The following is a 22,465-nucleotide window of genomic DNA, read 5'->3' as shown; positions in this document are numbered from 1 at the left end:
GACCTGCCTGTGAACGGGTCCTGGACGAAAGAACATGGAATGAAAGCAATGGACAAGCAATACGAAGACGACAAGCGCGGCGCCCCGCCGGACGAGGCTCCGGGCCAGCCGCGCGATGAGGCGCGGCGCAAGCTGATGGTGCGCGGCGGCGTGGTCGCCGGCGGCATGGCGGCTTTTGCGGCGGGTTACGGCGAAACCGTGGTCCGGGCCGTGAAGGGCCTGGCGCAAGGGACGGCCGGCGTGCCCACGGCGCACGCGGTACGCGGCAATTCGCTGACGCCGGAGTTCCGCATCGATCCCTTGACCGGCGTGCTCAGCGCCCAGCCGGGCCAGACGGTCAGCCCCTCCAGCTGCCTGGGCTGCTGGACCCAGTGCGGCGTGCGCCTGCGCGTGGACACGAAGGAAAACCGCATCCTGCGCGTGGCCGGCAATCCCTACCATCCGCTGGCCACGACCCGGCCGGCCGCCATGGAAGCGCCGGTGCGCGAGGTCTACGCGCAACTGGGCGGCGACAACGGCCTGGAAGGGCGCGCCACCTCCTGCGCCCGCGGCTCGGCCATGCTGGAACAGATGAACAGCCCCTTCCGCGTGCTGCAGCCGCTCAAGCGCGTGGGCAAGCGCGGCGAGGGCAAGTGGCAGACCATCTCGTTCGAACAACTGGTGCAGGAAGTCTGCGAAGGCGGCGATCTGTTCGGCGAAGGCCAGGTGGACGGCCTGCGCGCCATCTTCGACCGCGAGACGCCGCTGGACCCGCAGAACCCCGAGTACGGCGCCAAGGTCAACCAGTTCCTCTTCACCGACGCGTCCAACGAAGGCCGCACCCCGCTGATCCAGCGCTTTGCCGGGCAATCGTTCGGCACCGTCAACTTCAGCAACCATGGCTCCTATTGCGGCCAGAGTTTCCGCGTGGGCGCGGGCGCCGCGCTGGGCGACTTGAAGGGCATGCCGCACGGCAAGCCGGATTGGGACAATGCCCGCTTCGGCCTGTTCATCGGCGCGGCCCCGGCGCAGGCCGGCAACCCGTTCCAGCGCCAAGCCCGCCAGTTGGCCGAGGCCCGCGTGCGGCCGGAAGAGACCGGCTTCACCTATGTGGTCGTGTCGCCCATGCTGCCGGCTTCGTCCAGCCTGTCGGCCGGATCGGGCAATGAGTGGGTCGCCGTCAATCCGGCCGGCGACCTGGGCCTGGCCATGGGCCTGATCCGCTGGATCCTGGATAACGAACGCTACGACGCCCGCGCGCTGGCCCAACCCGGTCCCGAGGCCATGAAGGCTGCGGGCGAGGCGGCCTGGACCAACGCCACCCATCTGGTGGTGGCCGAGCCCGGCCATCCGCGCCTGGGCAGCTTCCTGCGCGGCGCCGACCTGGGTTGGCCGCGTCCGGCCGATGCCGGCGAGAAGTGGGAAGACGTATATGTGGTGCGCCTGGAAGACGGCACGCTGGCGCCGCACACCACGGCCGCGCCGGCCACGCTGTTCGTGGACGAGACGGTGGCCGCGCCCGAAGCCCTGCGCATGCGCAGTTCGCTGTCGCTGTTGCGCGAGGAAGCGCGCCGCAAGACGCTGGACGAATACGCGGCGCTGAGCGGCGTGCCCGCCGCCAAGATCGCAGAGCTGGCCGAACGCTTCACCAGCTATGGCAAGCGGGCCGTGGCCGATGCGCACGGCGGCACGATGAGCGGCTCGGGCTTCTATACCGCCTATGCCATCGCCATGCTGAACACGCTGGTGGGCAACCTCAACGTCGAAGGCGGCCTGGTGCTGGATGCCGGCCCGTTCCCGCCCTACGGACAGGGGCCGCGCTACAACATCGCCGGCTTTGCCAACCGTGCCACGCCCAAGGGCGTGGGCCTGTCGCGCAACCGCTTCCCGTACGAGAAGTCCAGCGAGTTCAAGCGCAAGAAGGCGGCGGGCCAGCCGGCCTATCCGGCCGCGGCGCCCTGGTATCCGGCCACGGGTGGCCTCAGCTCGGAGATGCTGGCGTCGGCGCTGGCGGGCTATCCGTACCGCGCCAAGGTCTGGTTCAATCACATGAGCAACCCGATCTACGGCATTGCCGGCTTGAAGAGCGTCATCATCGACAAGATGAAGGATCCGGGCTTGCTACCGCTGTCGGTGTCGATCAACCCCTTCATCAACGAGACCAACGCGCTGGCCGACTACATCGTGCCGGACACGGTCACGTACGAAAGCTGGGGCGTCTCGGCGCCCTGGGCCGACGTGGTCGCGAAGGCCTCCACCGTGCGCTGGCCCGCCGTGCAGCCGCGGGTGGCGCGCACGGCCACGGACGAGCCGGTCTGCCTGGAAACCTTCCTGATCGCCTGCGCCAAGCGGCTGGACATGCCGGGCTTCGGCGCCGGCGCGATCTCGGACAAGGACGGCGCCAAGTACGCGCTGGACACGCCGGAGGATTTCTTCCTGCGCGGCATGGCCAACATCGCTTTCGCGGCCGGCAAGCCCGTGCCGGAGGCCAGCGATGACGACATGGCGCTGACGGGCGTGGACCGCTATGGCGCGTTGCTGCAGCAGAAGTTGAAGCCGGGCGAATGGCGCCAGGTTGCCATGGTGATGAGCCGGGGCGGGCGTTTCGACAAGATGCAGGACGCCTGGGTGGAAGGAGGCGGAACGCGCCAGACGCGCGCCGCCTACGCCAAGCCCTTGCAAGTCTGGAGCGAGGAACTGGCGGGCTTTCGCCATTCCATGACGGGCGAGCGCTATAGCGGCTGTCCGACCTGGTATCCGACGCGCTTGGCGGACGGCCGCGACATGCGGGCGCAATACGCGCAGCAGGACTGGCCGTTCCTGCTCAGCTCCTTCAAGTCCAACCTGATGAGCTCCATGTCCATCGGCGTGAATCGTTTGCGCCAGGTGCATCCGCACAACCCGGTGTCGATCAACCGGCAGGACGGCGAACGCCTGGGCATCCGCAACGGCGACGCGGTGCGCATCGTGACGCCGGGCGGCGCGGTGACCGGGCTGGCGCTGCTGCGAGACGGTATCCAGCCGGGTGCGGTGGGCATCGAGCACGGCTACGGCCACACTGAGCTGGGCGCGCGCGCCCACGTCATCGACGGCAAGTCCATGCCGCACGACCCGGCGCTGGCTGCGGGCGTGAACCTGAACGATCTGGGATTCAGCGACGCCACGCGTGGCGAGCACGCCAACGTCTGGATCGATTGGGTGTCGGGCGCGGCGGTGCGCCAGGGGTTGCCGGCGCGGATCGAACGGGTCTGAGCCGAGGGGCGGGCTGGAGCGATCCAGCCTTGCCCCGTGTCTTCGGCATGGTCGGATGGCGCGCTCTCGCCACTGCTGCGGTGAAGCGCTAGCAGCCTTGCCGGAGCGCTCGAAATGCCTGACGCCGATCGGTCATTTCAAGGGAACCGCCAGTTCACTTGCCATGCGCTCAAGATTGACCGGACTGACATGGATCAGGCCATGGCCCGGGACATCGATGTCGTTGATCAGGGCAAGGGAAATGGCAATAACCAGCGGGAACACGATCAGCAGCCCGCGATGCCCGCGCGCCCCGGCACTGTATCCGACCAGGACATTGCAAAACACTGCGAGTATGAAAATGAGCCCCCAGGCCGCGGACGGTATCTGCTTGCGCCAGGTGGAGCTTGTGGTTTCGTAGGACTTCTGCAGATCTCCAACCGTCGCCACCGCCAGGGCCGTCAGGGAGTTGGGCTGGGATAGCGAGCCTTGGACGGCAATTTGCCAGGCATCTCGCCGCAGCGTAGCCGCCTGGCGTTCTTCGGCCTGGCGTGCATCTTCCGATCTTGCCGTGTAGAACCGGATGCGTTGCGCAACGTACTCCGCAAGGACTTGCTTCATTTTCTCCGTGGTCTGCGCGGGCAGCAGGTCAGCCTTGGCGTAGGCCGAACCGATGGCCGCCGCCTCCGCCGATTCACTGGTCTGCCGGGCGTTGTATCCGCTGATCGCCATGGAGAATGAGAAGCCGACTGCAAGCCCCAGCAGGGTGAGGGTCGCGCCCAGCACCATGCGCACATCGTCGCTGGTTTGCGTTTCCGCGCGCCGTATCTGCTTGACCAGTTTGGCGCCGCATAGGCTTGCAAGCAGCAGGGCGGCCAACGTGCCAAATAGAACCTCCCAGGAATAGGGCACGAAGAAAAAAACTTCACTAAAGAGATTCATATTATCTAGGCTTGATTCCTGGCATTCTCATGCTTATCGGCGTCGCTGAAGTGGCGCGAGTCTTATACCATGCGTCAGTTTGCATCGACGTGCAAAATGGCGGCCAAGTCCGCCATTTCACCGGGCATGAAAGTGCGCGGTTGGCCTGTCCCGAATCACGGCCCAGCCTAGGGCACGACGGCGTCGGCTACCAGTTCCAGCCCGCTGGCATGGACGCCGACGCCGGATAGCATGCCGCCCAGGTCGCCCGGCCGGGCCGCCGCCGTGCCGGACCGGCTGATCCGGATCTCCACCCGCACCTTGCCGGCTTGCGACAAGGTCGCGTCGGGCGACATGGCGCTGCTGTCGTCCAACACGAAGTCCCGGGGCAGGTCGGACACCTGCATGCGCAGGATGGCCAGCGGCATGCGCGACCCTTGCTCGGGCCGCGCCAGGATGAACACGGTATCGGAGGGCTGGACCCGGCCGCGCAACGCGTCGGCGATGCTGGCGCGTCCGCTGATGCGGGCGGCGGTAGGCGAGGGTGTCGGGCTGGCGGCGGGGGGCGGTGAGGCCGAAGCTGGCGCCGAGCGTGCGGATGTCGCTGCGGACGTCCCGGATGAAGCAACGGCAGACTTCGCAGCGGATGTTCCAGCAGGCGCGGCAGCCATGGCGCGCGCTTGCGCGATATTCGATTGGATCTGCCGCGCCGCTTCCGAGTCCGGCGGCAACTGAGCCTGCAGGCGTTCCCAATGCGCCAGCGCCTCGGCCGCGTCGCCACGGCGCAGCGCCATCATGCCGGCCAAGGCCAGGGCCTTGGGCTGGTCCGGCTGCGCGGCCAGCGCTTGTGCTACCGCCGCGATGGAAGCTTCGTCGGGGTTGCCCTGGTTGGCGGAAAGCAGCGCGTCGGCCAGGTCGGCCAGGACTGCGGGCTGTCCCGGCACCAGGCGCAGCACTTGTTGATAGGCGGCCACCGCATCGGTATAGCGCCCCAGGGTTTCATACGAGCGCGCCAGCACGTACCAGCCGTCGGCGTCATCTGGCGCCGTCCGCAGCCGTAGGGCCAGCGCATTGATGGCTTGTGTCATGTCATTGGCGGTTTCCGCGGCATGCGGTTCGGCCTGCTGGCCCACCCCGGCGCTGGCCGCCGCGCGCGGATTGCCCAGATGGCCGTATAGCAGCACGGCCGCCACCGGAATCAGCACGGTCAGCAGGCAGGCGGCCGCGACGCCTGCGCGTTGCCCGGCCCAGGGCGCGCTGCGGGTGCGCCGCAATTCCAGGTCCTGCAGCAGGTCGCGCTGCAGCTCTTCTTCCGCGCGCACGATGGCGGCGGCGCTAAGGCTGCCGTTGTTCAAGTCGCGCCGCAATTGCTCGCGCTGCGCCAGATAGAAATCGCGCATGTTGGCTTCGGATGCGGGTTCCGCGGCTGGCGCGCGGCGCAGCAGGGGCGGGATCAGGCAGAGCAGTGTCGCCAGCAGCAAGAGCAGCACGATGAGCCAGAGCGACGTCATGATCCGGTATCCAGGAAGCGGGCGGCGCGCTCGCGTTCGTCGGCGGTCAGCGGCGCGCGCGCGCCGGCGCGGCGCTTCAAGGTGCGCACCAGCACGAAGAAGCCCAGCGCCAGCAGCGCGAACGGCCCCAGCCACAGCAACCAGGTGATGGGTTTGAAGGGCGGGTCATAGCGTACGAAGTCGCCATAGCGGTCTTCGAAGAAACGCATGATCTGCGCGTCGCTGCGGCCAGCGGCCAATTGGTCGCGGATCAGCTTGCGCATGTCCTGGGCCAATGGCGCGTTCGACTCGGCCAGGGTCTGGTTCTGGCATACCAGGCAGCGCAGCCCGTGGGCCAGCTTGTCGGCACGTTGTTCCAGGACAGGCGGCAACGGCTGCGCGGCGGCGGCGTGGACCTGGGCGCGCGCGGCGCCGGGCAAAGCCAGGGCCAGGGCCAGTAGCAGGGCGCACAGCCCGGCGCGGAACAGGGGGCAGATCCAGGCGCGGCACGGAGCGTGGAACAGGCCGCCAAGCAGGCTGCCAAGCAGGACGGGCTGCGGCTTCATCGCAGCGCCTCTATCGCGGGCTGGATCCGGTCGCGCCAGATCTCGGGTGTGATCAGGCCCAGCTGCTTGTAGCGGATGCGGCCGTCGCGGTCGATCACGAAGGTCTCGGGCACGCCGTAAACGCCATACTCGATGCCGACCCGGCCGTCGACGTCGCTGGCGGACGCGATGTAGGGATTGCCGTTGCGCGCCAGCCAGGCTTCGGCGTCTTCTGGTTTGTCCTTGTAGTTCAAGCCATACAGCGGAATGCCGTGGCGGCGGGCGGCCTCGCGCAGCACGGGCAGTTCGTCCTTGCACGGTCCGCACCAGGACGCCCATACGTTCAGCAGCCAGACCTGGCCGCGCAGCGACTGCACCTCCAGCTTCTGGCCGGGCGTCAGCAGCACCGGCAGGCCGATGGCGGGGGCGGGTTTGTCTATCATGGCCGAGGGCACTGCCCGCGGGTCGCGCGACAGGCCCATCGCCAGAAACACAGCCATCGCCAGGAAGGCCGCCAGCGGCACCAGGTAGCGCAGCATCAGACACCCTCCCGCGTGGGCCGCGCGGCGCCGGCCATGGCCGGCTGCGGCGCGCGGGCCTGTTCCTGCGCGCGGCGGTAGCGCTTGTCGCCGGCCGCCAGCAGGCCGCCCAGCGCCATCAGGATGCAGCCCGTCCAGATCCAGGTCATGAAGGGCTTGACCTGCAGGCGCACCGTCCAAGCCTTGTCGCCCACGGGGTCGCCCAGCGCCACGAACAGGTCGCGGGTAAAGCCGCTGTCGATGTCGGCCTGGCTCAAGGCCATGTCCTGCACCGTGTAGAGACGCTTTTCCGGGTAGAGGGTCAGCACCGGCTTGCCGTCGCGGGTCACCGGGAACACGGCGCGCTGCGCGCTGTAGTTGGGGCCGGCGGCCGGGCCGATGCTGGCGAAGGTGAATGCGTAGCCGCCGGCCTCCTGGGTGGAGCCTATCTCCATCCGCAGCTCCTGCTTGACCTCGTAGCCATTGGCCAGCGTGACCCCGGCGATGAAGATGCCCATGCCCGCATGCGCCAGCAGCATGCCGTACCAGGAGCGCGGCTGACGGCCCAATCGGCGCAGCCAGTGGCCGTCGCCGTCCGTCAGGCGCTGCCAGGCGTGCGTGGCGGCGCTGGCGACCGACCACGCCGCCAGCCACAGGCCCAGCATCACCATGGGCGAACCCAGGCGCGCCGGGCCCGGCATGGCCAGCGGCAGCAGCAGCGCGGTCGCCACGCTGACCGCGAAGGCGATGCGCAGGCGGCGGCCCAGGTCGGGCAGTTCCGCCTGCTTCCAGCGCGCCACCGGGCCGACTCCCATCAGGAAGATCGCGGGCGTCATCAGCGGCACGAACACCGCTTCGAAATAGGGCGGGCCGATGGAGATCTTGCCCCACTCCAGCACGTCCAGCACCACGGGGTAGAGCGTGCCCAGTAGCACCGAGCCGGCCGCCACCGTCAGCATCACATTGTTGGACAGCAGCAGGGACTCGCGCGACAGCAGCGAGAATCCGCCGCCCAGGCCCACCTTGGGCGCGCGCCAGGCATAGAGCGCCAGCGATCCGCCCACGATCACCAGCATGAATCCCAGGATGTACAGGCCGCGTCCCGGGTCCACCGCGAAGGCATGCACGGAAGTCAGCACGCCCGAGCGCACCAGGAAAGTCCCCAGGATGCTGAGCGAGAAGGTGCAGATCGCCAGCAGCACGGTCCAGCTGCGGAAGGCGCCGCGCCTCTCGGTCACGATCAGCGAATGAATCAGGGCGGTCCCCGCCAGCCAGGGCATGAACGAGGCGTTCTCCACCGGATCCCAGAACCACCAGCCGCCCCAGCCCAGCACGTAATAGGCCCAGGCGCTGCCCAGCAGGATGCCTATGGTCAGGAAAGTCCAGGCGGCCAGCGTCCAGGGCCGCACCCAGCGCGCCCACATGGCATCCAGCTCGCCCGACAGCAGCGCCGCGATCGCGAAGGCGAAGGCCACGGAGAAACCCACGTAGCCCATGTACAGCATCGGCGGATGCACGATCATGCCCGGATCCTGCAATAGCGGATTCAGGTCGCGGCCGGCCATGGCGGGTGGCATCAGGCGTTCGAAGGGATTGGACAGGAACAGCAGGAACAGCAGGAAGCCCACGCTGACCCAGCCCATCACCGCCAGCACGCGGCCGACGAAGGGCAGGGGCAGGCGGCGGCTGCACAGCGCCACCGCCAGGGTCCACGCAGTCAGCAGATACAGCCACAGCAGCAGCGAGCCTTCATGTCCGCCCCAGACTGCGGCGAAGCGGTAGGCGGCCGGCAGGTCCGCATGCGAATTGGCAGCCACGTACAGCACGGAAAAATCGTTGTCCACGAAGGCCCAGGCCAGGCAGCCGATGGCCACGGTGGTCAGGCCGAATTGGCCGACGGCGGTGGGCCGCGCCACCCGCAGCCCCGCCTGCCAGCCGGTGGCGGCGCCCACCAGCGGCAGCACGCCTTGCGCCAGCGCCACCAGCAGCGCCAGGATCAGGCTGAACAGTCCGATCTCGGGAATCATTGCGCCTCCGCCCGCATGGCGCCGGTCCCGGCGCCCGCGCGCTTGAGCGCGTCGGCGGCCTCGGGCGGCATGTAGTTCTCGTCGTGCTTGGCCAGCACCTCGGTCGCGCGGAACACGCCGTCCGGCCCCAGCTTGCCGGCCACAACCACACCCTTGCCTTCCCGGAACAGGTCGGGCAGCAGGCCCTGGTAGCTCACCGGTACCGTGTGAGCGGTGTCCGTCACCACGAAGCGCAGCGTCAGGCCGTCGGCCTCGCGGCGCAGCGAACCTTGCTCCACCAGGCCGCCCACGCGGAAGCTGCCGCTGGCCGGCGCTTCCCTGGCCACCACTTGCGTGGGGCTGAAGAAAAACACCAGATTGGATTGCAGGGCATTGAGCACCAGCGCGGCGGCCGCGGCCAGCAGCCCCAGGCCGCCGACGATGGCCAGCGCGCGGCGCTTGCGCGGGCTCATGGCGCAGCCCCGTCCGCGTGCCTGGCGGTTTGCTGCGCCGCGCGCCGGGCGCGGCTGCGGCGCCACAACAGCGCGGCTTCCAGGCCGATCAGGGCCAGCGTCACGCCATAGGCGCCCAGCAGGTAGGGACTATGGCCCTGCAGCGAAAACAGCGCTTCCCAGCTCATGGCGCCTCCCGCCGCGCGCGGCCCGCGCGGACGGCGCCCGGCTCGCGTTCGGCGATGATGCCGCGCACGCGCGCCAGCGCCGCCGCCGCGCTATAGAGCCAGAACGCCGCCACCATCAGCATCATCGCCGTCACCATGATGCGGGCCATGCTGGGCGCGGTGGTGAGATTGATCGACGCGCCCTGGTGCAGGGTGCTCCACCAGCGCACCGAGAAGTAAATGATGGGCACGTTGATCACGCCGGCCAGCACCAGGATGGCGCCGCCGCGGTCGGCCCGCTGCGTGTCGTCGTCGGCGGCCGCCTGCAAGGCCATGAAGCCCAGGTACAGGAACAGCAGTATCAGTTCGGAGGTGAGCCGCGCGTCCCATACCCACCAAGCGCCCCAGGTGGGCTTGCCCCAGAGCGCGCCGGTCCACAGGGTCAGGAAGGTGAACAGCGCGCCGGTGGGCGCCAGCGCCCGCATCATCATGAACGACAGCCGGGTATTGAAGACCAGCCCCAGCGCGGCGTACAGCGCCATGACCAGGTACAGGAACATCGACATCCACGCCGCCCCGACGTGGATGAACAGAATGCGGTAGACCTCGCCCTGTTGGCTGTCGGCGGGCGCCACGGCCAGTCCCACGTACAGGCCCGCAGCCGCGAACAGCGCGGCGCCCAACGCCAGCCATGGAATCATCCGGCCGGCCAGCGGATAGAAGGCGGCGGGCGAGGCGTATCGCAGCCAGCCCGCGCCCGCGGCGGCGGCGGGCGGATACGCGTCCAGGGCAGGGTGCTTGTGCATGGCGTCCTCAGTCCAGCGCCACGCGCAGCGCCGCCGAGGCGCTCCAGGGGCATAACAGGATGGCCAGGCACAGGCATGCGCCCAGCAGCGACAATTGCGGCCCGGCGCCCATGCCGGCGTGCGAGGCCGACACCGCGCCCGCGCCGAAGATCAGCACCGGCACGTACAGCGGCAGCACCAGCAGCGGCAGCAGGGCGCCGCCGCGCAGGCCCAGCGTCAGCGCCGCGCCCAGTCCGCCCACCAGCGCCAGCGTCGGCGTACCCAGCAGCAGCGACAGGACCAGGATGCCGATGGCCTGCGGCGACAGGCCGAACTGCAAGGCCAGCACCGGGCTGGCCAGGATCAAGGGCAGGCAACTGCTGAACCAGTGCGCCGCCAGCTTCGCGCCCACCAGCAGCGGCAGCGGATGCGGCGATACCAGCAGTTGTTCCAGCGCGCCGTTATCGTAGTCCTGGGCGAAGGGGCGGTTGAGCGTCAGCAGGATGCCCAGCAGGGCGCAGACCCACAGCACGCCCGGCCCGATGGCCAGCAGCAGCGCGGGGTCGGGACCGACCGCCAGGGGGAACAGCGTGCCGGCCACGATGAAAAACAGGGTGGCGCCCAGCGTGTCCGCGGGCCGTCTCCAGGCCAGGCGGATTTCACGCAACGCCAACTGCGACAGCGTAGCCAGCATCCGCGTAGTCATCCATGTCCAGGGTTTGGGTGTGTGCGGCGGCGGTGCCCGGCTCGCGGTGCGAGGCGAGCACAGCGGCGCCGCCGGCTGCCAGATGGGCCGCCAGCGCCAGGCGCAACTGCTCCAGGCTGGCGGAATCCAGGCCCGCATCGGGCTCGTCCAGCAGCCACAAGGGTTTGCCGCCGAGCACCACGGCAGCCAGCGCCAGCCGGCGGCCCTGGCCTTGGGACAGGCGCCGCGCGGGAACGTCGGCGCAGAACTCCAGGCGCCATGCGCGCAAGGCGTCCGATAGGCGGGTTTCCGTCTGCGGGGTGCCGGCGATATGCAGGGCGTAGCGCAGGTTCTCGGCGGCGCTCAGCTCGCCGCACAGGCCATTGCCATGTCCCAGGAAGGCCATGCAGGCGCGGTAGCTTGCAGGATCGCGGCGCGCGTCGCTGTCGCGCCACAGCACGCTGCCCGCCAGCGGCCGCAACAGGCCGGCCAGCATGCGCAACAGGCTGGTCTTGCCGCTGCCATTGGCGCCGCGCAGGTGCAGCAGCTGGCCGCCATGCAGTTCGAAATCCACGGGCGCGCAATGGCCGCGGCGGCTGGCGAGGCCGCGCGCGCACAGCAGGGGCAGCGGCGCGTCAGCGGGCCGCATGCGCCACTTCCTTGGCCGGGCTGGCCGGCTCCGGCGCCATCGAGGTCGGGCCCGGGCCCATATTGGGCAGCTTGTGGGCGATGCCCTTGTGGCAGTCGATGCAGGTCTTGCTCTTGTCCGCCAGATAGGTGGAATGCATGTTCTGCGCGCGCGGGCTCTGGCGCGTGAAGTCCATGTACTCGTAGTTGTGGCAGTTGCGGCATTCCAGCGAGTCGTTGGCCTTGAAGCGCGCCCACTCGTGCTGGGCCAGTTCCAGGCGCTTTTCCACGAACTTTTCGCGCGTGTCGATGGTGCCGAAGATCTTGCCCCAAACTTCCTTGGACGCCTGCATCTTGCGCGCAATCTTGTCGGTCCAGTTATGCGGCACGTGGCAGTCGGAGCACAGCGCCCGCACGCCGGAACGGTTGGTGAAGTGGATCGTGCCCTTCAATTCGGCGTACACGTTGTCGCGCATCTCGTGGCAGCCGGTGCAGAACTTCTCGGTGTTGGTGAGTTCCATGGCGGTGTTGAAGGCGCCCCAGAACAGGATGCCGCCGATGAATCCGCCGACCGTCAGGAAGCCCAGGCTGAAATGCACGCTGGGCCGTCGGATGATGTTCCAGTAGCGCTTGATGAGTGCGAGCATGGCTGCCTCCGGTCGCTTACTTCTTGGCGGGCGCCGGGGCGGTCAGGCGCTTGAGGATCACGTCGATGTCCTGGTAGGTATTGGACACCAGCGGCTTGGCCTCCGTTTGCGGCACGTGGCATTGCACACAGAAGTAGCGGCGCGGCGACACTTCCGCCAGCACGTTGCTGTCGCGGTCCATGTAGTGGGTCACGCTCAGGGGCGGCGCCTGGGTTTCCTCTGTGTTCACGCGCGCGTGACAGGCCAGGCACCGGTTGAAGTCCTTGTCGATCTGGTAGCCGTCGATCTTGTGCGGAATGGTGGGCGGCTGCATGGAATACGTGCGCATCCGCTTGATGTCCTTGTTCTCGACCGGACTGATGAGGGGCGGGTCGGCTTCCTGCGCGATCGGGGTGGGGCCGCGCATCGGGTCTTCGACCTCCAGCGGCGGCGCCGCCCAAGCGGCCGAACCGAGGATGACGCACGTCGCGAGAGTAAGGGCGCGTAGGTTCATGGCTGTCTCCGGTTCGCCTTTCAGACCTTGACGATCTTGACCGCGCACTTCTTGAAGTCGGTCTGGAACGAGATCGGATCGGTGGCGTCCAGCGTGACCTTGTTGATCAGCTGGCCGGCGTCGAACCAGGGCACGAAGACCAGGCCGCGCGGCGGCTTGTCGCGGCCGCGGGTTTCCAGGCGCGTGCGCATCTTGCCGCGGCGCGACACGACCTCGACTTCGACGCCGCGCCGCAGGCCCATTTCCTGGGCGTCGTCGGGGTGCATGAAACAGACCGCGTTGGGAAAGGCGCGGTACAGCTCCGGCACCCGCCGCGTCATCGAACCCGAATGCCAGTGTTCCAGCACGCGCCCGGTGGACAGCCAGAACGGGTATTCCTTGTCCGGCGATTCCGCGGGCGGTTCATAAGGCAGGGCATAGATCACCGCGCGGCCATCCGCGTTGCCGTAGAACTCGAAGCCCGCGCCCGCCTTCACGTAGGGGTCGCTGCCTTCGCGGTAGCGCCACAGCGTTTCCTTGCCCTTGACCACCGGCCAGCGCAGGCCGCGCACTTCATGGTAAGTGTCGAAGGGCGCCAGGTCGTGGCCGTGGCCGCGGCCGAATTCGGCGTATTCCTCGAACAGCCCCTTCTGCGCATAGAAGCCGAAAGCCTCGGCCTCCTGGTTGGCGTAGTCCTTGGCGCGCTCGGTGTTGGGATAGCGGTTGACCTTGCCATTGGCGAACAGCACGTCGAACAGCGTCTTGCCGCGGTATTCCGGCTTCTTGGCCAGCAGGTCGGCCGGCCAGACCTCCTCGACCTTGAAGCGCTTGGAAAACTCCATCAGCTGCCACAGGTCGGAGCGGGCGTCGCCCGGCGCGTTGACCAGCTGGTGCCAGAACTGGGTGCGTCTTTCGGCATTGCCGTAGGCGCCTTCCTTTTCGACCCACATGGCCGCCGGCAGGATCAGGTCGGCCGAGATGGTGGTGACGGTGGGGTAGGCGTCCGACACCACGATGAAGTTGTCGGGGTTGCGGTAGCCGGGCAAGCCTTCGTTCATCAGGTTGGCGGCGGCCTGCATGTTGTTGTTGACCATCACCCAGTAGGCGTTGATCTTGCCGTCCTTCAGCATGCGGTTCTGCAACACTGCATGCGCGCCCACCTTGCTGGGGATGGTGCCGTCGGGCAACTGCCAGATTTCCTCGGCGTGCGCGCGGTGCTTGGGATTGGTCACCACCAGGTCGGCCGGCAGGCGGTGCGAGAAGGTGCCCACTTCGCGGGCGGTACCACAGGCCGAGGGCTGGCCGGTCAGCGAGAAGGGACTGTTGCCCGGCGTGGAGATCTTGCCGGTGAGCAAGTGGATGTTGTAGACCATGTTGTTGGCCCACACGCCACGGGTGTGCTGATTGAACCCCATGGTCCAGAAAGAGGTGACGCGCACTTTCGGGTCGGCATAGAGTTCGGCCAGCTCCTCCAGCTGCTTCTTGGGCAGGCCGCTCAGCTTGGCGGTGTAATCCAGGTCGTACTTGGAGACGAATTTGGCGAAGTCGTCGAAAGTAATGGGCTTGGAGCCACCGGCGTCGCCCGCGTTTTTGGCCGCTTTCTGCAGGGGATGGTCGGGCCGCAAGCCGTAGCCGATGTCGGTATTGCCTTCGCGGAAGGTCGTGTGCTTGTCCACGAAATCCCGGTTCACGCGCTTGGTCTGGATGATGTGGTTGGCGATGTAGTTCAGGATCGCCAGGTCCGTCTGCGGCGTGAAGGTCAGCGCGATGTCGGCCAGCTCGTAAGAACGGTGCTCGAAGGTCGACAGCACGACCACCTTGGTCTTGGGCGCGGACAGACGGCGGTCGGTCACGCGGGTCCACAGGATGGGGTGCATCTCCGCCATGTTGGAGCCCCACAGCACGAACGCGTCGGCATTCTCGATGTCGTCGTAGCAGCCCATGGGCTCGTCGGCGCCGAAGGTGCGCATGAAGCCCACCGCCGCCGAAGCCATGCAGTGACGCGCGTTCGGATCCAGGTTGTTGCTGCGAAAGCCCGCCTTCATCAGCTTGAGCGCGGCGTAGCCTTCCCAGACGGTCCATTGGCCCGAGCCGAACATGCCCACGGCCTCGGGACCCTTGTCCTTCAGCACCCGCTTGAACTGTTCGGCCATGACGTCGAAGGCCTGGTCCCAGGACACCGGCGCAAATTCACCGTCCTTCGCGTACTTGCCGTCCTTCATGCGCAAGAGCGGCGTGGTCAGCCGGTCGTTGCCGTACATGATCTTGGACAGGAAATAGCCCTTGACGCAATTCAGGCCCTTGTTCACCTCGGCGTTGAAATCGCCGTGCGTGGCCACGACCTGATTGTCCTTCACGGCGACGTTCACGCCGCAGCCGGTCCCGCAGAACCTACAGGGCGCCTTGGACCACTTGAGTTTGGCGGCCTCGGATTCGGTGACGATGTTCTGCGTGTAGCCGACGATGGGAATGCCGGCCACCGTCGCGGCCGCAGCGGCGGCGGATTGCTTGATGAAGTCTCTACGAGCCATTGCCATCGTCAATCTCCTCGTTCATCGCGTCCAGCGAGTCGGCGTGCTGGTAGACCAGCGCCGAAGCCAGCACGCCATCCAGGCGCTGGATCTCGGAGATCCGGGCCATCATGTCGTCGGTGGAGGGGGCTTCCAGGGTGACCACCAGTTTCCCGGTGTCGGAAGCGCCATGGATTTCCGCGCCGGTGATCGCAAGAATCGCCAGGCGGACCTCGGGCAAACGGCGCGGCGCGGCGTGCACCACCATGCTGGCGATGTGCAGCTCTGGCGGCGCCGCAGGCGGCGCGGAATGGGGGAGCGCGGACATGGGAGGGGTTCCGTCGCGTTGCATCAGCTACCGGGGGGGCCGGCGATCAGCTGATAGAACCAGACCAGGAAACCGTAGCCTGCCACGATGATGACCGACAGGACGGGGGCCATGACAGCCGTCAGGAACAGGAAACTGCGCAGTTCCTGAGGCTTGGTGTAGCCATCGGACTCGTTTTGCACACACCACCTCACTACGACAGTTGGGGCATTGCGTTTAACGTGCGGATACCGAAGCTTTTAGCAGATGGCTTTGAAAGGCGTCAATGTTGCACCACGGCGTAACAATCCGCGCCGGCGCTGTATAGCGAGACGCAAAACGGGCAGGGAAATGATGAAAAGTGTCGCCGTTGAACGGCTCAGTGGCGCACGGGCAATCGGCGTTCATTCCTGATGGCGCATAGGCCTTGGGCCAGTTCAAACGGCGGGCTGCAGGAACGCCGGAATGTCCCGCTTCAGCAGGTCAAGCACCGCCCGCACGCGCAATGGCAACGGCCGCAAGGGTGGAATCAGGGCATTGAGCGGAAGAGGCGGAACCCGATAGCCATCCAGCAGTTCCACGAGGCGTCCTTGCGCCAGCGCCCTGGCGCATGCGGGATGCTGCAGGACGCCGATGCCGCCGCCCGAGAGGATCAGGTCGTACATGGGACGCCAGTGGCTGACCGTCATGGCGGTCTTGATTCGCGTTTGGACCACCGGCCCGTTCTCGCGCATCAGCGGCACCTGGTCGTTCATGAAAGCGGCCTTCACGCGGATGAATGGGTGGCAGGCCAGGTCAGCCGGCGTTTCCACCGGACCGCGGGCCGCCAGGTAGGAGGGGGCCGCGACCAGCTTGCGGCCCACCCATCCGAGCGGAAAAGCGATATAGCCCCCGTTTTCGTTGAGACGGCCCAGCCGCAGCGAGATGTCGACCCCCTCGGTGACCGGATCGGAAATGGCGTCGCTCAGGGTGAGGTCCACGTGCAGCTCAGGATGGGCTGCGCGCACGCTCATCAAGGCTTTGGGCACGACGATCTCGCCCAGGCATTGCGGCGCGGCGAGCCTCAAGTTCCCTTGTATCTGTCCATCGCTTAATGTTACTGAATTTATCGTCATTTCGGCCGTATCCAACAGGTGCTTGCCCTGTTCGTAGAATGTCCGGCCCTCAGCGGTACAGGTCAGTTTGCGAGAACTGCGCACCAACAGGCGGGCGCTGAGGAAACGTTCCAGCTTTTCGATGCGTTCGCTGACTGACGGTTGGCTCATGTCGAGATCGCGCGCCGCGCCAGAGATCGTTCCGCGTTCCACCACGCGGAGAAAGATGCGTATTGTTGCCAGCAAATCCATGGAGCCGCTCCTCATGAAACCCATGCCGACCCTAGGACGATTGAGCGGTCCATTTGTTTACTAACGGCAGGGCGCCGGGAGTCTTAACTCCATGTGCTACTCGCTAGCGGCATGCCGGTATAGGTAGTCCAGGCCGATACGCCCCATAGGCCCGAATGCAATGTGCGATTGCAATCGCGCGCCGTAGTCTTGGCCTCAATGCATCACCCGATGCAGTCGCTGCGGGATGCCTGCGCCGGCAAGCGAGGCACCCCGCGTAGATCTCGGCTCATTTCCTTTTCCATCGTCATCAATAGATCGGCCGCTGGTTTGACGCGGTTGGCGACATTCCTGCTCCGGCCAGAGCGCTTGCGAAGCAGGGGGCGAGAGTAGCCGCAGCTTGTTCCCGGTCCCTGTCATGGGTGCGGGGAAAGGCCGCGGAGATGAGAGGTTCCATTGAGTTTTTGAACTGGAGCACCCATTCATGAACAAGATACTCGGGAACGCATGGATCGATGCGGATGAACACGCGACGGTACGCGGGCAGTCCGCTAGGAAGCATTTGAAGCAGGACCTGCGCTTGGCGCCCATCGTGGCGGGGCTTGCGCTCTTCGCGGGCTTGGCGGGCGTGGGTCCGCAGGCTCACGCAGCAACGTACAACCCGAATGGCTGCAACTCTCCCAAAGGGACGGGGCCGGACGGCATGGCCTATCCCGCGGGCAAGAATCCGAAGGACGGGTCCGGCCTGTGGTCCAACGTGCTCGGCTGCGATGCCGACGGCGGCGGCTACACCGGCGTGCAGGTCTTTGGCTTCAATGCCACGGCGACAGGCAACGGCGCGACCGCCCTGGGTTTTGCCGCGACCGCGGCAATCCGGAGCACCGCCGTGGGCATGCAGGCCAGCGCCCTGGCGGCGGGCGCCACCGCGCTTGGCCAATGGGCCCGCGCCACGGCGGTCGGCAGCATTGCCATCGGCGGCAATACGTCTTCCAACACGGCAGCTGCGGGCGCGCAAGCGTCTGGTGCTGGCGCCGTGGCGATTGCCGGAGAGTCGCGCGCCATGGGCTCTGACTCCGTCGCTCTCGGCACGCGGGCGCAGGCGCAGCGCGATGGCGACGTGGCCATCGGCATCGGCAGCGTGGCTGATGGCTCCACAGGGAACTTCTCCGCGGTGGCCATCGGCCGCGACAGTTCGGCTATCGGTGAAAACTCGGTGGCGTTCGGCAATGCCAATCGGGCCACCGGAGCAGGGGCCGTCGCACTGGGCAATAGCTCGGCGGCTACGGGTGCGGCGGCCTTGGCCATTGGCAACGATGCCAACGCGCTGGCGGCGCGGAGCATGGCGTTGGGGTTCGACTCGGTTGCGACAAACTCGGGCGACGTCGCGCTGGGGGCGGGATCCGCGACCGCGGCAGCCGTCGGCACCTCCGGCGCCGCAATCGCGGGGCGATCCTATTCGTTCGCCGGATCGGCGCCCACCAGCACGATCAGCGTGGGCAGCACAGGCGCGGAGCGCTCCATCACGAATGTCGCGGCAGGGCGGCTCGGCGCTCTCAGCACGGATGCCATCAACGGCTCGCAGCTCCACGCCACGAATCAGGCGGTGAACGCATTGGGCGACTGGGCGGTGACCTATGACGGCGACGACGGTGAGCCCAAGGGTCTGATCACCCTGGCTGGACCTGCATCCACGGACGGCGGCGCGACGGGCGGCACCAAGCTGACCAACCTCGCGCGCGGGGCCGTGTCGGCCGGCAGCACCGATGCGGTGAACGGCGCACAGCTGCACGAAACGAACCAGGACGTGCAGCGCGTGGGCGACAGAGTGACGACCATGGGTGATACGGTTGGCAACCTGGGCAACACCGTGACGAATCTGGGCAACACGGTGACAAGCATGGGCGACACCGTGACGAACCTCGGCGACACGGTGACGAGCATGGGAGGCACCGTGACCACACTGGGTGACACGCTCACGAGCCTCGGCGGCACCTTGGCGAACCTGACGGGTGACACGAGCGTGGCATACACGGACGCCAACGGCCAGGGCATCCGTTACGCGCGCACCAATGAACGCGGGCTGGCGCCCAGCGATGCCTACGCCCAGAACCCCGGCAGCACGGCGCTGGGCTACAACGCGCGGGCCACGGCCGACAATGCGCTGGCGCTGGGCCGCGATGCCCAGGCCAGCCATGCGGGCAGCGTGGCGCTGGGCGCCAACGCGGTCGCCAATGGCGCGACGCTGGCCGCGTCTGCATACCGGTCGGGCACGGCGGCGGTGGCTGGCGCCGCGCCGGTGGGCGAGGTGAGCATAGGCTCGGCGGGCGCCGAACGGCGCCTCACCAACCTGGCCGCGGGCGCGGCCGACACGGACGCGGTGAACGTGAGCCAACTCAAGTCCGTGGCCGACAACGTCGGCAGCCTGGGCGACCGGGCGGTGACCTATGACGGCCAGTCGGGGGATCCCAGGAGCCTGATCACCTTGGCCGGCTCCGTGTCGTCGGATGGAGGCATGACGGGCGGGACCAAGCTCATCAATCTGGCGCGCGCAGAACTGTCGGCCACCAGCACCGATGCGGTGAACGGTTCGCAGCTGCACGAGACGAACCAGGACGTGCTGCGGATGGGCGACCGGGTGACGACCATGGGCGATACGGTTAGCAACCTGAGCGACACCGTGACGAACCTCGGCGACACGGTGACGAACATGGGAGGCACGGTGACCACGCTGGGTGACACGCTCACGAGTCTCGGCGGCACCTTGGCGAACCTGACCGGCGACACGAGCGTGGCATACACGGACGCCAACGGCCAGGGCATCCGTTACGCGCGCACCAATGAACGCGGGCTGGCGTCCAGCGATGCCTACGCCCAGAACCCCGGCAGCACGGCGCTGGGCTACAACGCGCGGGCCACGGCCGACAACGCGCTGGCGCTGGGCCGCGATGCCCAGGCCAGCCATGCGGGCAGCGTGGCGCTGGGCGCCAACGCGGTCGCCAATGGCGCGACGCTGGCCGCGACGGCGTACCGGTCGGGCACGGCGGCGGTGGCTGGCGCAGCGCCGGTGGGCGAGGTGAGCATAGGCTCGGCAGGCGCGGAACGGCGCCTCACCAACCTGGCCGCGGGCGCGTCCGACACGGACGCGGTGAACGTGAGTCAGCTGAAGTCCGTGGCCGACAACCTCGGCAGCCTGGGTGACCGGGCGGTGACCTACGACGGCAAGTTGGGAGATCCCAAGAGCCTGATCACCCTGGCCGGTGCGGTGTCGGCGGATGGCGGCGCGACGGGCGGCACCAAGCTCACCAACCTGGCGCGCGGGGCCGTGTCGGTCGCCAGCACCGATGCGGTGAACGGTTCGCAGCTCTACGACATCAATCAGGACGTGCTGCGGATGGGCGACACGCTGACGACCATGGGCGATACGTTCACGAACCTGGCGGGAGACAACAATCTGATCAGCAAGGCCGACAAGGGGCTTGGCCTGCGCTATGCGCGGACCAACGAATCGGGGATGGCGGAAGATGATGCGTACGCGCAGGGCGTGGGCAGCACGGCGCTGGGCTACACCGCGCGAGCCACGGCCGGCAACGCGCTGGCGCTGGGCCACGACGCCGTGGCGGGTCAGGAAGGGAGCGTGGCGCTGGGTGCCGGTTCCGTATCCGACCGGGCGTTGGTGTCGACCACGGGCAGCCTGGCGATAGGCAGCGGCGGCGCCTTGGTGCCGTTCAACACGGCGGATCTCACCTTGCTGGGGGCTGTGTCCGTTGGCCACGACGGCGCGTATCGCCAGATTACCAACGTGGCGGACGGTACCGAAGCGCATGACGCGGTGACCTTGCGTCAGTTGACCGGCGCGATCGGATCCTTGACGGCCACTGGCACTCAGTACTTCCACGCCAACTCGGCGGCATCCGATTCACTGGCGACAGGTGTGGAGTCGATCGCCATCGGACCGCAGACGGTGGTCAACGGCGACCGCGGCCTGGGAATCGGCGAGCGGGCTGTGGTGGATCAGAGCGCGCCCGGCGGTATCGCCCTGGGGCAGCAGGCGCGCACGACGTCCGCGGATGGCATCGCGGCGGGAACGCAGGCCTTGGCTGACGCGGTTCAGGGGGTGGCTCTGGGCGCGGGCAGCAGAGTCATCACGGGGGGTGGCGTAGCGCTGGGCGCCGGGTCGATCGCCAAGGTGGTGGCCGGGGCGGATGGATACGTGCCCCTGGGCGGCGATGGCGCGGCTGTGAACGCCACGCGCAGCAAGTTGGCGGCGCTTTCCGTGGGTGACGTCGACGCTGGCAACTACCGGCAGATCACCGGAGTGGCGGCGGGGACGGTGGATTCCGACGCGGTGAACGTCAGCCAGTTGAAAGCGCTGGCCTCGAACGTGACTGGCCTCGAAGCAGGGGGCGTGAAATACGACCGCAATCAGGACGGCACCATCAATTACGGCATGGTGACCTTGAACCCTGGCAGCGCGGCAACGGTGCTGAGGAACGTGGCGCGGGGCGCCCTGTCGGCAGAGAGTACTGACGCAGTCAACGGCTCGCAGCTGTTCGAGACCAATCAGTACCTCAAGTCGATAGGCGATACGATCGACACCTTCACCCAGGGCGGGGCTGGGATCAAGTACTTCCACGCCAATGGCGGGGCGTCGGCGGTCCTGCCGGATTCCCTGGCCAACGGTCTCGGCAGTATCGCAATGGGCCCGGCCGCGGCGGCCAACGGCGCCAACTCGGTGGCCTTGGGCAATGGCGCGGCCGCCGGCAAGGAGGGCGATGTGGCGCTGGGCGCAGGCGCTGTCGCGGACCGGGGCGCCGAGAGCTACACCGGCAAGTACTCGGAGGTGCAAAACCAGTCGGCGGGCACGGTGTCGGTAGGCGCGTCGGGCGCGGAGCGCACGCTCAGCAATCTGGCCGACGGCCGCGAGGCCACGGACGCCGTGAACCTGCGGCAGCTGGACGGCGCGCTCAAGCAGGCCAACGACTACACCGACAAGCGCTTGCAGGACGTTGCGGGCAATGTGCTCCAGGTCGGCGACCAGCTCACCGCGCTGGATGAGCGCGTGGCTGGCGTCGCAGGCGATGTGACGAACATCAGCAATGGCGCCGCCGGCATGTTCCAGACCAGCCAGGAGGAAAAGGCGGCCAAGCCGCCCAAGGCCAGCGGCAGAAACTCGGCGGCGGGCGGCGCGGGCGCCGTGGCTTCAGGCAAGAACAGCACCGCGATCGGCAACGGCGCGCAGGCGTCTGGCGCCGGGGCGACGGCGCTGGGCAACGGCAGCAAGGCATCGGGCAGCAACGCGGTGGCCCTGGGCGCGGGCTCCGTTGCCGACCGCGACAACACCGCGTCGGTTGGCGCCGAAGGGGCGGAGCGCCAGATCGCGTACGTGGCCCGCGGTACGGCGGGAACGGACGCCGTCAACGTGAACCAGCTGAGGGAAATCGAGAGCGGCTTGACCAACCAGGTGGCGGGTTTGCGCAAGGACGTGCAAGGACTGGACAACCGGTTGAGTGCCGGCGTCGCCTCCGCCATGGCCATGTCCGCGCTGCCCCAGGCCTACCTGCCTGGCAGGAGCATGTTCAGCATGGGAGGCGGCACGTGGCGCGGCGAAAGCGGCTTCGCCATGGGGCTGTCGACGGTGTCCGACAGCGGCAAATGGGTGGTGAAGGGCCTGGCCAGCAGCAGTTCGCGCGGCGATTACGGCGCGAGCGTGGGAGTCGGGTATCAATGGTGAGCAGGTGCAGCACGAACGCAGGCACGCGGCCAGCCGCCGCATCCTCGGTGATTCAAGAGAGGTACAC

18 protein-coding genes are annotated in these 22,465 nt (G+C 67.7%); 2 read left to right on the top strand and 16 right to left on the bottom strand.

Translation table 11 applies throughout. The annotated features are described in order from the left end of the window. The first annotated feature begins 48 nt into the window (after positions 1-48). Complete coding sequence (locus tag IPU70_RS09970; RefSeq protein WP_207466915.1) at positions 49-3,231, top strand: tetrathionate reductase subunit A; 3,183 nt, start codon at positions 49-51, stop codon at positions 3,229-3,231. Positions 3,232-3,363: 132 nt separating this feature from the next. On the opposite strand, the gene IPU70_RS09965 is transcribed toward IPU70_RS09970, so the two are convergent. The 16 genes from IPU70_RS09965 to IPU70_RS09890 form a co-directional block, all read right to left on the bottom strand. Continuing rightward, a complete protein-coding gene (locus tag IPU70_RS09965; RefSeq protein ID WP_207466913.1) occupies positions 3,364-4,152 on the bottom strand; it encodes a hypothetical protein in 789 nt (262 codons plus the stop codon). A gap of 167 nt (positions 4,153-4,319) precedes the next feature. Then, on the bottom strand, positions 4,320-5,642 hold the full coding sequence (gene ccmI / locus IPU70_RS09960; RefSeq protein WP_207466911.1) for a c-type cytochrome biogenesis protein CcmI: 1,323 nt from the start codon (positions 5,640-5,642) through the stop codon (positions 4,320-4,322). Next, the gene (locus IPU70_RS09955) at positions 5,639-6,187 is read right to left on the bottom strand and encodes a cytochrome c-type biogenesis protein (protein WP_242702402.1); all 549 of its coding nucleotides are present in this window, start codon (positions 6,185-6,187) and stop codon (positions 5,639-5,641) included. Before IPU70_RS09955 ends, ccmI begins: the two co-directional genes overlap by 4 nt. Next, positions 6,184-6,705, bottom strand: coding sequence for a DsbE family thiol:disulfide interchange protein (locus IPU70_RS09950; RefSeq protein ID WP_207466909.1), 522 nt, complete (start codon positions 6,703-6,705; stop codon positions 6,184-6,186). Before IPU70_RS09950 ends, IPU70_RS09955 begins: the two co-directional genes overlap by 4 nt. Further along, the gene (locus IPU70_RS09945) at positions 6,705-8,711 is read right to left on the bottom strand and encodes a heme lyase CcmF/NrfE family subunit (protein ID WP_207466907.1); all 2,007 of its coding nucleotides are present in this window, start codon (positions 8,709-8,711) and stop codon (positions 6,705-6,707) included. Before IPU70_RS09945 ends, IPU70_RS09950 begins: the two co-directional genes overlap by 1 nt. After that, entirely contained in the window at positions 8,708-9,163 is a 456-nt protein-coding gene (gene ccmE / locus IPU70_RS09940) for a cytochrome c maturation protein CcmE (protein WP_207466905.1), read from the bottom strand. The genes IPU70_RS09945 and ccmE overlap by 4 nt, the downstream gene beginning before the upstream one ends. Beyond that, entirely contained in the window at positions 9,160-9,330 is a 171-nt protein-coding gene (gene ccmD, locus IPU70_RS09935) for a heme exporter protein CcmD (protein WP_207466903.1), read from the bottom strand. The genes ccmE and ccmD overlap by 4 nt, the downstream gene beginning before the upstream one ends. Beyond that, on the bottom strand, positions 9,327-10,115 hold the full coding sequence (gene ccmC / locus IPU70_RS09930; RefSeq protein WP_207466900.1) for a heme ABC transporter permease CcmC: 789 nt from the start codon (positions 10,113-10,115) through the stop codon (positions 9,327-9,329). The genes ccmD and ccmC overlap by 4 nt, the downstream gene beginning before the upstream one ends. Before the next feature lie 7 nt (positions 10,116-10,122). Next, on the bottom strand, positions 10,123-10,788 hold the full coding sequence (ccmB, locus tag IPU70_RS09925; protein WP_013393089.1) for a heme exporter protein CcmB: 666 nt from the start codon (positions 10,786-10,788) through the stop codon (positions 10,123-10,125). Beyond that, on the bottom strand, positions 10,754-11,428 hold the full coding sequence (gene ccmA, locus IPU70_RS09920; RefSeq protein WP_207466898.1) for a heme ABC exporter ATP-binding protein CcmA: 675 nt from the start codon (positions 11,426-11,428) through the stop codon (positions 10,754-10,756). The genes ccmB and ccmA overlap by 35 nt, the downstream gene beginning before the upstream one ends. Next, positions 11,415-12,053, bottom strand: a complete 639-nt coding sequence (locus IPU70_RS09915; protein WP_207466896.1) for a cytochrome c3 family protein — start codon at positions 12,051-12,053, stop codon at positions 11,415-11,417. The genes ccmA and IPU70_RS09915 overlap by 14 nt, the downstream gene beginning before the upstream one ends. A gap of 16 nt (positions 12,054-12,069) precedes the next feature. Then, on the bottom strand, positions 12,070-12,546 hold the full coding sequence (locus tag IPU70_RS09910) for a nitrate reductase cytochrome c-type subunit (protein WP_207466894.1): 477 nt from the start codon (positions 12,544-12,546) through the stop codon (positions 12,070-12,072). A gap of 20 nt (positions 12,547-12,566) precedes the next feature. After that, entirely contained in the window at positions 12,567-15,062 is a 2,496-nt protein-coding gene (gene napA / locus IPU70_RS09905) for a periplasmic nitrate reductase subunit alpha (RefSeq protein WP_207466892.1), read from the bottom strand. Next, positions 15,046-15,363 carry a chaperone NapD gene (locus IPU70_RS09900; protein ID WP_207466889.1) on the bottom strand — a complete coding sequence of 106 codons (318 nt, stop codon included), beginning with the start codon at positions 15,361-15,363 and terminating at the stop codon, positions 15,046-15,048. The genes napA and IPU70_RS09900 overlap by 17 nt, the downstream gene beginning before the upstream one ends. A 23-nt stretch (positions 15,364-15,386) precedes the next feature. Then, positions 15,387-15,545: a periplasmic nitrate reductase, NapE protein gene (gene napE / locus IPU70_RS09895; RefSeq protein ID WP_013393095.1), complete on the bottom strand. Its 159-nt coding sequence runs from the start codon at positions 15,543-15,545 to the stop codon at positions 15,387-15,389. 234 nt (positions 15,546-15,779) lie between these two features. After that, positions 15,780-16,688: a LysR family transcriptional regulator gene (locus IPU70_RS09890; RefSeq protein WP_207466887.1), complete on the bottom strand. Its 909-nt coding sequence runs from the start codon at positions 16,686-16,688 to the stop codon at positions 15,780-15,782. Between the two features lie 463 nt (positions 16,689-17,151). On the opposite strand from IPU70_RS09890, the gene IPU70_RS09885 reads away from it, so the two are divergent. Next, a complete protein-coding gene (locus tag IPU70_RS09885; RefSeq protein WP_207466885.1) occupies positions 17,152-22,398 on the top strand; it encodes a YadA-like family protein in 5,247 nt (1,748 codons plus the stop codon). The last annotated feature ends 67 nt before the right edge of the window (positions 22,399-22,465 follow it).

Source organism: Achromobacter sp. SD115, from assembly GCF_017355315.1.
In the GTDB taxonomy this organism is placed as follows: Bacteria; Pseudomonadota; Gammaproteobacteria; order Burkholderiales; family Burkholderiaceae_B; genus Achromobacter; species Achromobacter xylosoxidans_B.
Note: the sequence above shows the minus strand (reverse complement) of the source record. Positions and strands in the feature narration are given on the sequence as shown.